General features: G+C 74.1%; 12 protein-coding genes. 3 read left to right on the forward strand and 9 right to left on the reverse strand.

Translation table 11 applies throughout. From position 1 onward, the window contains the following. Window positions 1-80: 80 nt before the first annotated feature. Window positions 81-962, forward strand: coding sequence for an SDR family oxidoreductase (locus ACZ63E_RS17540; RefSeq protein ID WP_465337025.1), 882 nt, complete (start codon window positions 81-83; stop codon window positions 960-962). 68 nt (window positions 963-1,030) lie between these two features. After that, a complete protein-coding gene (locus tag ACZ63E_RS17545; protein WP_465337026.1) occupies window positions 1,031-2,494 on the forward strand; it encodes an amidase in 1,464 nt (487 codons plus the stop codon). On the opposite strand, the gene ACZ63E_RS17550 is transcribed toward ACZ63E_RS17545, so the two are convergent. Genes ACZ63E_RS17550 through ACZ63E_RS17560 form a run of 3 tightly spaced genes read right to left on the reverse strand, consistent with a single transcriptional unit; the run spans window position 2,470 to window position 4,390 of the window. After that, window positions 2,470-3,363, reverse strand: a complete 894-nt coding sequence (locus ACZ63E_RS17550; RefSeq protein WP_465337027.1) for an NmrA family NAD(P)-binding protein — start codon at window positions 3,361-3,363, stop codon at window positions 2,470-2,472. The two genes, ACZ63E_RS17545 and ACZ63E_RS17550, sit on opposite strands and share 25 nt — an antisense overlap. Continuing rightward, the gene (locus ACZ63E_RS17555) at window positions 3,360-4,259 is read right to left on the reverse strand and encodes an NAD(P)H-binding protein (RefSeq protein ID WP_465337028.1); all 900 of its coding nucleotides are present in this window, start codon (window positions 4,257-4,259) and stop codon (window positions 3,360-3,362) included. The genes ACZ63E_RS17550 and ACZ63E_RS17555 overlap by 4 nt, the downstream gene beginning before the upstream one ends. Beyond that, window positions 4,256-4,390, reverse strand: coding sequence for a hypothetical protein (locus ACZ63E_RS17560; RefSeq protein WP_465337030.1), 135 nt, complete (start codon window positions 4,388-4,390; stop codon window positions 4,256-4,258). Before ACZ63E_RS17560 ends, ACZ63E_RS17555 begins: the two co-directional genes overlap by 4 nt. Window positions 4,391-4,465: 75 nt before the next feature. On the opposite strand from ACZ63E_RS17560, the gene ACZ63E_RS17565 reads away from it, so the two are divergent. Then, window positions 4,466-4,996, forward strand: coding sequence for a winged helix-turn-helix transcriptional regulator (locus tag ACZ63E_RS17565; protein ID WP_465337031.1), 531 nt, complete (start codon window positions 4,466-4,468; stop codon window positions 4,994-4,996). 39 nt (window positions 4,997-5,035) lie between these two features. On the opposite strand, the gene ACZ63E_RS17570 is transcribed toward ACZ63E_RS17565, so the two are convergent. The 6 genes from ACZ63E_RS17570 to ACZ63E_RS17595 form a co-directional block, all read right to left on the reverse strand. Beyond that, window positions 5,036-6,151 (reverse strand): GntG family PLP-dependent aldolase, encoded by a 1,116-nt coding sequence (locus tag ACZ63E_RS17570; RefSeq protein ID WP_465337032.1) that lies wholly within the window; start codon window positions 6,149-6,151, stop codon window positions 5,036-5,038. A 16-nt stretch (window positions 6,152-6,167) separates the two neighbouring features. Next, window positions 6,168-6,353, reverse strand: a complete 186-nt coding sequence (locus tag ACZ63E_RS17575; protein ID WP_364522041.1) for an MbtH family protein — start codon at window positions 6,351-6,353, stop codon at window positions 6,168-6,170. Next, complete coding sequence (locus ACZ63E_RS17580) at window positions 6,350-7,840, reverse strand: argininosuccinate lyase (protein ID WP_465337033.1); 1,491 nt, start codon at window positions 7,838-7,840, stop codon at window positions 6,350-6,352. The genes ACZ63E_RS17575 and ACZ63E_RS17580 overlap by 4 nt, the downstream gene beginning before the upstream one ends. A 106-nt stretch (window positions 7,841-7,946) precedes the next feature. Next, a complete protein-coding gene (locus ACZ63E_RS17585) occupies window positions 7,947-9,146 on the reverse strand; it encodes an ATP-grasp domain-containing protein (protein ID WP_465337034.1) in 1,200 nt (399 codons plus the stop codon). Then, window positions 9,143-10,165 (reverse strand): pyridoxal-phosphate dependent enzyme, encoded by a 1,023-nt coding sequence (locus tag ACZ63E_RS17590; RefSeq protein WP_465337035.1) that lies wholly within the window; start codon window positions 10,163-10,165, stop codon window positions 9,143-9,145. Before ACZ63E_RS17590 ends, ACZ63E_RS17585 begins: the two co-directional genes overlap by 4 nt. A gap of 5 nt (window positions 10,166-10,170) precedes the next feature. Continuing rightward, window positions 10,171-11,094 (reverse strand): GHMP family kinase ATP-binding protein, encoded by a 924-nt coding sequence (locus ACZ63E_RS17595; RefSeq protein WP_465337036.1) that lies wholly within the window; start codon window positions 11,092-11,094, stop codon window positions 10,171-10,173. Window positions 11,095-11,098: the final 4 nt, after the last annotated feature.

The raw sequence follows: 11,098 nt of genomic DNA on the forward strand, positions 1-11,098 counted from the left end.
CATCTTAAGCGATAAGACTCTTGTCCCATCACTCTGGTACCGTGACGAGACAAGAGTCCCATCACTCGCGGGAGCGTTCCATGCACGTGTTCATCACCGGCGGCACCGGCCTGATCGGCTCCGCCGTCGTCGCCGAACTCCTCGGCAACGGCCACACCGTCCTCGCCCTCGCACGCTCCGACGCCTCGGCACAGGCCGCCGAAGCGGCCGGCGCCGAGCCCATCCGGGGCGGCCTCGCCGACCTCGACGTCCTGCGCGCCGGCGCCGGCCGGGCCGACGGGGTGATCCACCTGGCCTTCGCCAACGACTTCAGCAGCCCCGAGGCGCTGGCCAACGCCGTCGCCGAGGAAAGCGCCGCCCTCGCCACCCTCGGCGAGGCTCTCGCCGGCAGTGACCGCCCCTTCGTCACCTGCTCGGGGACGCCCGCCGCCTCGGGCCGCGCCGCCACCGAAGCCGACCCGATTCCCACCGACGGCCCGGTCGGGGGCCGCGGCCGTGCGGTGCAGGGGGTGCTCGACCTGGCTTCGCGCGGGGTCCGGAGCTCGGCTGTGCGCCTCCCCCGGACCGTCCACAACAACGGCGCCGGCGGGTTCGCCGGGGTGCTGACCGGGATCGCGCGGCAGAGCGGGGTGTCCGGCTACCCGGGCGACGGAACCCAGCGCTGGCCGGCCGTGCACGCGCTCGACGCCGCGGTCCTGTTCCGGCTCGCGCTGGAGGGGGCGGAAGCCGGCACGTCCTGGCACGCCGTGGACGACGAAGGCGACCAGGTGCGTGACATCGCCGCGGTCATCGGCCGGCGGCTGGGGGTGCCCGTCGAGTCCGTGCCCGCGGAGAGCTTCGGCGCCCTCGGTGTCATCTTCGCGGCCGACCAGCCCGCGTCGAGCGCCCACACGCGGCAGGCGCTCGGCTGGGAGCCGAAGCACCCGAACCTGCTGGCGGATCTGGAGAACATCCGGCCCTGAAAGTGGCCCGTCCCCGTTGCGCGAAAAGAAGTTTCGTGTCCTCTGTGGAGGGCCGCTAGCTTCAAATCATGGAATGGAGCTATCGGACGGCCGAAGAACTCGTTGCCGCGATGCGTGCCGGTGAAGTGTCCTCGGCGGAGCTGACCGACGAGGCGATCACCCGCATCGAACGGGACGACGAGGTGACCAACACGATCTGCGTGCCGGACTTCGACCGCGCGCGGGCCGCCGCACAGCAGGCGGACCAGGCCCGCGCCCGCGGGGAGGACCGGCCGCTGCTCGGCGTTCCGATGACGGTCAAGGAGTCCTACGACATGGCCGGGCTGCCCACGACCTGGGGCATGCCCCCGCATCGGGACTACCTGCCGGCCGAGGACGCGGTGCAGGTGTCGCGCATCAAGGCCGCGGGCGCGGTGGTGCTGGGCAAGACCAACGTTCCGTTGGGACTGCAGGACATCCAGAGCTTCAACGAGATCTACGGCACCACCGCCAACCCGTGGGACCACGACCGCACGGCGGGCGGCTCCTCCGGCGGGTCGGCGGCGGCCCTGGCGTCCGGGTTCGGCGCGCTGTCGATCGGCTCCGACCTCGCCGGGTCACTGCGCACCCCCGCGCACTTCTGCGGCGTCTACGCGCACAAACCGACGCTCGGGCTGGCGGCGCCCCGCGGCATGGTCGCGCCGCCGGCACCGGCGTTGCCGGTCGACCTCGACCTCGCCGTTGTCGGTCCGATGGCACGGTCCGCCCGCGACCTCACGCTCCTGCTCGACGTCATGGCCGGACCGGACCCGCTGACGCTCGGCGTGGCGCACCGGCTGGCGCTGCCGACGGCCCGCCACGAGCGGCTGTCCGTTTTCCGGGTCCTCGTCATCGAGGACCATCCGCTCATTCCGACCGGGTCCGCCGTGCGGGCGGGCGTCAACCGGGTGGCCGAGGCGCTCGCCGGCGGCGGCGCCCGCGTCGAACGGCACAGTCCGCTGCTGCCCGATCTGACCGAGGCCGCGACGCTCTACATGCAGCTGCTGATTTCGGGCGCCACCGCGCGGTTTCCCATCGCTTCGCTCGAGCGGTTGCGGGCGCGCGCGACCGGGCTCGACGCCGTGCGGTTGCGCGCCATGGAGTTCAGCCACGCCGACTGGCTCGAGGCGAACCACCGCCGCGAGGTCCACCGGCACGGCTGGCGGCAGCTGTTCGCCGAGTTCGACGTCGTGGTGTGCCCGATCACGCCGACCCCCGCGTTCCCGCACGACCACCACCCCAACCCGATGGAACGGCGGATCGACGTCGACGGTGTCGAGTACCCGTACTTCGACCAGCTCGTCTGGGCCGGCCTGGCGACCATGCCCGGCCTGCCCGCCACCGCCGTGCCCGCGGGCCGGTCCCCCGAGGGCCTGCCGGTCGGGGTCCAGCTCATCGGCCCGATGTCCGAGGACCGGACGCCGTTGCGGCTGGCCGAGCTGCTCGAGCGGGAGATCGGCGGCTTCCGGCCGCCCGCGGCTCGCGACCGTCAGGACGCGAACCCCGTGAGATAGTCGGCCAGCAGCCGGGGTTTCCGGCCCGTGAGGTGTTCGAAGCGGCCGGGCTCGACGGCCATCGTCGGGCCCGCCGCGGCGACCAGCGCGCCGACCGCCGGGATGTGGGCCGCCATCTCGCGGGTGATCAGCGGGTGGTCGGCGCCCTCCAGCTCGCGTCGCCACGTCGGCGCGTCGACCGGTTCGAAGCGCACCGGCCGCCCCAGGACCGAGGTCAGGGCCGACGCGATCTCCGGGTGGCTCACCGTTTCCGTGCCGCCGACCGGCACCACCGGGCCGTCGAACACGCCGGGCCGCAGCAACGCGGTCAGGGCCAGCTCGGCCGCGTCCGCGCCGCTGATCCACGTCACCGGACCGGGGCCGAACGAGTTGCGGATGACGCCGTCGGCGGCGACCGTGCCGCCGTGCAGCAGGCCGAGGTTCTCGTGGAACAGCGCCATCACCTTCAGCACCAGCAGGTCGATCCCGGCCCACTGCAGGACCTGTTCGGCGAGCCACTGGCTGCGGCCGACCGGGCTCGGGCTGCCCGGCTGCGCGGGCGCCATCGACATCATCACCGTCCGAAGTGGACCGGAGCGGCTCCGGACCGCCTGTGCCCAGCTCGCCGCGGCCGTGATCACGCTCGCTTCGAGCGGGTAGGTGAAGTAGGCCTGGGTGACGCCGTCGAGCGCGGGCACGAGGGTCCGGAAGTCCAGCAGATCGCCGACGACGACCTCGACGCCCGAGGCCGCGAACTGCCGCGTCGTCTCGGATTCGCGTCGGACGAGGATGCGGACCGGGACCTCGTGCGCGAGCAGGCCGCGGACGAGGTGCGCGCCGGTGCCGCCGTGCCGGCCGCCGGCGCCGGTCACCAGGATCGGGCCGGTCACTTCGCCGCCACGAAGTGAGGCCCGCTCGTCTCGAAGTCCGCGCGGCGGTCCCGGACGAACTCTTCGACCGACAGCGGCACCCGCCCGCCGATCTTCTCGACGACGGTGTTGGTGCCGGCGAAGATCCCGTTCCGGTAGTCGACGGCGACGTTGCTCAGGTGCTGCACCAGGTGCGCGGGCAGCCCGCGCGCGGTCATGGCCGACGCGAACTCCTCGACGCCGATCGGCTCGTAGTGCACCGGGATGCCGAGCGTCGCGGCCATGGCGGCCGCGATGGCGTGGTGGTCGAGCTCGACCGGGCCGTGCAGGGTGTAGGCCGCGCGGTCGTGCGGTTCCGGCTCGCGCAGGACGGCCGCGATGACGTGCGCCTGGTCGCTCGCCGCGATGGGGGCGTGCCGGCCGTCGCCGAACGGGAGCCGTAGGTAACCCTCGCCGTCGCGGCGTTCCCACCACGTCGTGAGCCACTCGGCGAAGAACGTCGGCCGCAGGTGCGTGGTGAGCAGGCCGGTGCGGTCCAGCACCCGTTCGGCGAGCCAGTGCTGGCGGGCGGCGTTGCTGCCGGCCTCACGGCGTGCGGAGATCTGCGACATCGTCACCACCGACCGGACGCCGGTCTCCGTCGCCGCCTGCGCGAAGTTCACGGTCGCGTCGAGCAGGCCGGGCCGGATCGGGTAGCAGAAGTACGCGCCGCTCACCCCGGTCAGCGCGGTGGTGACGGCGTCGAGGTCGAGGAGGTCGCCTACCACCACCTCGGCCCCGGCTGCGGCCAGGGCGCTGGAGCGCTCGTCCTCGCGGTGGACCAGCGCGCGCACGCGGTGCCCCTGGGCCAGCAGCTGCTCGACGGTGCCGCGGCCGGTCTTGCCCGCCGCCGCGGTGACCAGGAAGAGCCGGGTCATTTCGCCACTCCCGCCAGGTCGGCGGCGGGAGTGCCCTTCATCAGCCACGTCGGTCCTTCGGCGTAGGCGCCGGCCTCGGTGTCGGTGTAGACCTCGTCGAGGTGGAACTGGTACATCGCAGTGGCCTCCACAGGGGGTAGTTCATTCACTGAACCGACCGTAGCACAGCCAGTTCACTGAACGAACTACCGAGGTAGACTGGCCGAATGGCCCTCCCCAGCACCTACGCCGAGCGCAACTGCTCGATCGCGCGCTCCCTGGAGGTGATCGGCGAGCGGTGGACGCTGCTGATCATCCGCGACGCCTTTTTCGGCGTCCGCCGGTTCGGTGACTTCGCGACCCAGCTCGGCATCCCCCGCGCCGTGCTGACCAGCCGCCTGAAGTCCCTGGTGCAGGAGGGCGTGTTCGTGCGCGAAGACGACGGCGCCGGCGTGGTCGAGTACCGGCTGAGCGACCGCGGCGTCGCGCTCTGGCCGGTGGTGCGCGCGCTGATGCACTGGGGCGACGAGGCGTATTCGCCGTCCGGCGCGAAGCGCGTCCTGCGCCACGAAGCCGACGGCGGGCTGATCGACGGGCAGAGCCGGTGCGGCGCCTGCGGTGCGGACGTCCCGGTGGCGGAGACGGTGATCGAGCCGGGCCCGGGATACGACCCGGCGGCCGGGGTCCCGGACCCGGTGTCCACCGCGATGAACCGGCCGCGACGGCTGCTCGAACCGATCACCGTCGCCGGGCGGTGACCGGGGCCGGGGCGGGGTGGCCGCCCCGGCCCGGAGCGCTCACCGCACCAGGGCGTCGTGCCCCAGGAGGTCGCCGAACACCGAGACCGCGCGGTCCACCGCGTCGTCGTCGACGCCCGCGTGGGTCACCGCGCGGATCTTGTCCGTGCCCAGCTCCTCCACCCGGATCCCTCGCCGTCGGGCCGCCTCGATCAGCGTCCGGGTCGTGTAGCGGTCGTCGCGGACCTTGAAGAACACCATGTTCGTCAGCGGCGGCCCCGGGTCGAGGCGGACACCGGGGATGCGGGACAGGCCGCGGGCCAGGCGCGCCGCGCGGGCGTGGTCGTCGGCCAGGCGCTCGGTCATGTCCGTCAGCGCGACGATGCCGCAGGCCGCGATCATCCCGGCCTGCCGCATGCCGCCACCGAGCATCTTGCGCATCCGCCGCGCCGCCGCGATCGTCACGCGGTCGCCGACCAGCACCGAGCCGATCGGCGCGCACAGGCCCTTGGACAGGCAGATCTGCACGGTGTCCGCGTGCTTGGCCACCTCCGCCGCGCTGACGCCGAGCGCCACGGCGGCGTTGAACAGCCGGGCGCCGTCGAGGTGCAGGGCGACGCCGTGCGAGCGGATCAGCCGGGACACCTCGCTGAGGTAGTCCAGCTGCAGGGGCAGGCCGCCGCACCGGTTCTGCGGCGTCTCCAGGCTGAGCACGGCCGGCGGCGCGATCTGCGGGTCGCTGCGGTCGACCGCGCACGCCTCGGCGATCGCGGCCGGGTCGATCGTGCCGTCGGGCAGGTTCGGCAGCGGGTCGTAGACGATGCCGCCGCACAGGGACGCGCCGCCGGCTTCGTAGACGTACACGTCCGACTCGTGCCCGACGATCGCCTTGCCGCCGCGCGGGCAGTGCGCGAGCAGCGCGGTCAGGTTCGCCATGGTGCCGCTCGGCATCAGGCAGCCGGCCTGCTTGCCGAGCAGCTCGGCGGCGAGCTGCTCCAGCCGGTCCACGGTGGGGTCCTCGCCGTAGACGTCGTCGCCGAGCGGAGCGCGCGCGGCGGCTTCCAGCATCGTCGGCGTGGGCAGGGTGAAGGTGTCACTGCGGAGTTCGACGTAGGTGTCCTGGGTGGACGCGGTCTCCGGGCGGAGGGTCGCGAGGTCGTCGGCGAACGTGGTCACAAGGGGCTCCTCGAGGTCAGCGGGTGGCCATGCGTTCGCGGAGGCTCCGCGGGCGCATGTCGGTCCAGACGGTGTCGATGTGCGCGAGGCACTCCTCGCGGCTGCCGGTGACGCCGGCGCTCAGCCAGCCCGGCGGCAGGTCCCGGCCGGCGGGCCAGATCGAGTACTGGTCTTCGTCGTTGCGGACGACGGTGAAGGTCACGGGAGGCTCCGGGGGTCGGCGAGGGATCGGACGGCGTCGTCGAGGCCGACTTCGGCCTGGCTCCAGCGCCAGCGGCGTTCCTCGGCGGCGGCGCGGATGCGGTCGAACGCGGTTTCGGCTTCGGTGACGGCGGCGAGCACGGACGCCCGCGCCGGGCCGCCGCCGTGGGCCGCGTGCTGGGCGACCTCGGCGGGGTCGAGCGCGGCGAGGACGTGCGCGGGCTGCCCGGCCAGCCGGACGCGGGCGACGTCGTGCAGCGGGACGCCCTCGGCCAGCGCTTCCTTCGCGATGGCCCCGACCTCGTGGTGGGCCTGCCGGAACGGGACGCCGGCGTCGACGAGCCGTTCGGCCAGGTGGGTGGCCGCGGTCTGGCCGTCGACCGCGCGCTCGTACATCCGCTCCGGCACCGGCTCGGCGCCCTCGACCACCAGCCGCAGCAGGACAACGGCGTCGGTCGCCGCCTCGAGCGCCGACCACGCCGGGGCGACGGCTTCGGTGCCGACGGCGATGGCGTTGGTGAAGCGGGCGGTCGCCATGGCGCTCGCCGACGCGGTGAACGCGCCGAGCGGGGCCAGCGCCCGGCCCTGGACGTGTTCGAGCAGGAACGGGTTGCGCTTCTGCGGCATCATCGAGCTGGACCCGACGACGTCGTCGGCGAGCCGCAGCAGCCCGGCCTCGGCGCTGGTCCACGCCTGCAGGTCGTGCGAGACGCGGCAGAGCAGCACCCCGAGGACCGTGGCCGCGGAAAGCTGGCGCAGCACCAGGTCCCGCGACGCGACGGCGTGCAGCGAGTTCGGGATCGCCGTGGCGAAGCCGAGCAGCGCGGTGGTGCGCTGCGGGTCGACCGGCAGCGACGTGCCGCCGACCGCGCCCGCGCCGAGCGGGTTCTGGTCGATCTCGGCGCCGGCCTGCCAGACACCTTCGACGTCGCGGACGAGCGCGCCCGCGACGCCCGCGAGGTAGTGGCCGTAGGTGATCGGGACGGCGGGCTGGTGGTGGGTGTAGGCGGGCATGGTGACCCCGGCCCAGCGCCGGGCCCGCTCCAGCAGGGCGCGGCCGAGCGCGTCGGACTCGGAGAGCAGGCGCTCGTGCGGTTCACGCAGCCGCAGCCGCACGACGGTGGCGTTGAGGTCGTTGCGGGAGCGTCCACTGTGGAGGATCCCGCCGACCTCCGCGCCGAGGGTGCCGATGAGGTGGGACTCGTAGGCGAGGTAGCGGCCGCGGGGCGCGGGGACGTCGTGCAGCGGCGCGAAGCCCTGCCGCCGAAGGCTTTCGATGCCGCGCAGCAGTTCGCCGGCCCGCGCCCGGTCGACGATGCCGCGTTCGGCGAGCATGACGACGTGGGCGCGGTCGACCTGGCTGATGAGCCCGAGCTCGGCCGCGACCGGGTCGGGCGCGGGGGCGGTGTCGCGGTCGAAGAGGATCTCCCGGGCCGCGGCGGAGACAGGGCTGGTGAGCCGGCCGGTTCCGCCTGGGGCGATGGTCATCGAGGTGCTCCTTCCGGGGTGTCCGGGTGGGGTTCGGGGCGGTCTTCGTCCCGTTCTTCGTGGGCGCGGTCGGTCTGCGCCACGGTGGCGATGAGGAACCGCAGGGTCATCGGGTCTCTCCTCTCGGCGCGGGCACCAAGGCCGCGCGCAGCCGGTCCAGCCCGGCCACCGCCGCCGCACGGGCGCCGCGGGGGCGATCGGCCACGGCCAGGACGTGCCCCGCGCGGTCGCGGTAGTCGCGGGCCGGCCGCACGAGCGTGCTGTCGGGCCGGTACAGCCGGGCTTCGACGACTCCCGGCACCGCGGATGCCTTCGCCACCGCGTCACCGGCCGAAAGCACCGAGGTCGCCGTGGCCGTGAGGAAGCGCAGCGACGCGCAGGCCCGCCGCGTCGGGCGCAGGTTCGGCGGCAGCCCGAGCACCGCGGCGAGCTGAGCCGCGACCAGGTCGACACCCGTGGCCGCGCGGACCAGCTCCGGGATCATGCCGCCCGCCGGGCGCGGGTTGACCTCCATCAGCCGCGGCCCGCCGGGGGTCAGCCGGATCTCGACGTGCGCCGCGCCGAAGCCGAGGCCCAGCGCGGTCACCGCCGCCCGGGCCGTGTCCGCCAGCTCCGCCTCGTCCGACGGCGGCAGCGCGGCCGGGACGTCGTGGCCGACCTCGACGAAGAACGGCGCCGGCCCGAGGTGCTTGCGCACCACCGCCACCACGACCTCGCCGAACAGCTCCACGGAGTACTCCGGCCCGCTGGCGTACGGCTCGACCAGCACCTGCGGTGGCACCGGCAGCCCGCGTTCGTTGTGGGTCACCGAAAGCAGCGCCGCCGCCTGGGACGCGACGGCGTCGGGCGTCTCGCACCGCAGCACCCCTACGCTGCCCGAGCCCTCGGCCGGCTTGAGCACCACCGGGAACTCGACCGCCGCCGCGACGGCCGCCTCGACCGACGTCGCCACCGTGCACGGAGCCCCGAGGACCGCGCGCTGGTGCGCCTTGTTCCGTGACTCCGTCACGGCCACCGGGTCCGGCCCCGGCAGGCCGAGCTTCGCCGCGATCCGCGCCGCAACCGGGATGAAGTACTCCGAGCTGCTCGTCACGCCGGCCGGCTCGCCGATGTCCGCATCCAGCACCGCGCACGCGTCCGCGGTGTCGCACCGGACGACGCGGACGCCGTCCTCGGCCGCGTACGGGTAGCGCGCCGGGTCGGCCGCGGCCAGCACCGGCTCGAACCCGAGCGAACGGGCCTGCCGCGCGAACAGCCGCCCGGTGCCGGTCGTGTTGCTCTCCACGAGCAGCAGCGTGGGCGTCACGACGCGTCGGCCAGCGAGCGACGGCCCCAGTTCAGCCACGTCCACGAGCCACCCGGCTCGGCGGGCGCGACGACCTCGTACGGCTCGGCCGCACCGGAGTGCGCCAGCCCCTGCGCGCGCAGCCATTCGTCGGAGTAGACCGTGTCCTGGTAGCGGTAGCCCTCGTCCGGCAGGAGCGCGACGACCGTGGCGTCCGGGTTCCGGCGCGAGAACCAGTCGGCGACCTTGAACGACGCGCCGCTGGTCGGGCCCATGAACAGGCAGTGCCGGGCGTACAGGTCGCGCGTCGCGGCGAACGCTTCGGCCGCACCGATCCAGTGCACCTGGTCGTAGCTTTCGTGGGAGACGTTGGGCGGCACCAGGCTGTTGCCGAGCCCGCGCAGCACGCGCGGCCCGTCCTCCTGGCCGAAGATCGCGCTGCGCTGGGTGTCGACGCCGACGAGCGTCATCGCCGGCACGAGCATCCGCAGGAACGAGCTCGTCCCGGACGTCGAGCCGCCGGAGCCGACCGCGCCGACCAGGCAGTCCGGGACACCGATCGTCTCGGCGAGCTGCTCGGCCACCAGCGCGTACGAGCGCGGGTTGTCGGGATTGCTGTACTGGCCGGGTACCCAGTGGTTCGGGCATTCGGCACGCAGCTCTTCGAGCCGGTCGAGCCGCGCGCGCTGGTAACCGCCGACCGGGCTGGGCTCCGGGCAGATCTCGACCCGGGCGCCGAGGTGTTCGAGGCGGCGCTTCAGCGGGGCGTCGATCGCCGGGTCGCCGACGATCGTGAGCGGGTAGCCGCGCAGCCGGCAGACCATCGCGAGGCCGAGGCCGAAGGTGCCCGACGACGTCTCGAGCACGGTCGTCCCCGGCCCGACCTCACCGCGTTCCTCGGCGCGGTCGAGCATGAACCGGGCGGGCAGCAGCTTCATCAGGCCGAAGGCGGCGACGTGGAAGTTGGGCCGGATCCGGATGATCCGGGGCAGCTCGGTCGCCTCCACGACGGACCGGCTCACGGGTGCGGCAAGGGTCATCGGACTCACCTCTCGGTTTCGAACTGCCAGGTCTCGGTCACGTCGAGCCGCGTCGCGGCGAACTCCAGCCGCGCCGGGGTTTCGGCGTCGGTAGCGTCGAAGATCAGGCCGGCGACGTCGCCGCTGTGGGCGACCTGCACGCCGGCGGCCCCGGCGGCGCGGGCGACCACGAGGACGTCGTCCAGCCCCGGGACGGGCAGGTGCCGCTGGTTGAGCAGGGTGCTGGCGGTGGCGACGCGGCCGAGCAGGCCCGCGTCGCCGTCACGCACGGCCCGCCGGAGCAGGCCGCGCAACGGCCGGAACGCCTCGATCTCCCACGACGTGTAGCGCGCGGGCGTGAGTTCGAGCGTGTCGACGCCGCGGCCGCCGGGGCTGGTGCCGAACCCCAGCACTGCCAAGGGCATCAGTTCCCCCAGGTCCTCGATCGGCTCGCCTTCGCGGTGGGCGAAGACCACGGCCCGGCCGCCGTACATCAGCGAGTCCGACGCGGTTTCCGCCTCGACGGCCAGCGCGCCGACCTCGGCCGGGGACAGCCGGCGGCCGGTCGCGGCGAGGACCGCGCCGATCGCCGACGTCACGTCCGCGGTCGAGGAGCCGAAGCCGCGGCACAGCGGGATGTCGCTGGTGATGTCGAGCAGGCCGCCCGGGACCGGGTGCCCGAGACGCGCCAGGGTGAGGTCGGCGGCGCGGCGGGCCTTGGTGCGCCACGCCGGACGCACCGTCGTGCCGTCGTCGTCGGTGGGCAGGAAGGTGGCGCGGGTGCTGTAAAGCGGGCACGGCAGGGTAACCAGGCCGCGGCGGAGTCGGCCGCCTGCGACGAACACGCCCTGCAGGATTTCGCCGTGGTGGGCGTCGACGCGGAAGCTGCCCGCGCGCGGGTCGGTGACGGTGGCCGGCGCCGGTGCGGCGACCGCGAGGTCTTCGGTCATGGCG

The sequence above is a fragment of the Amycolatopsis sp. NPDC104819 genome (assembly GCF_055583145.1).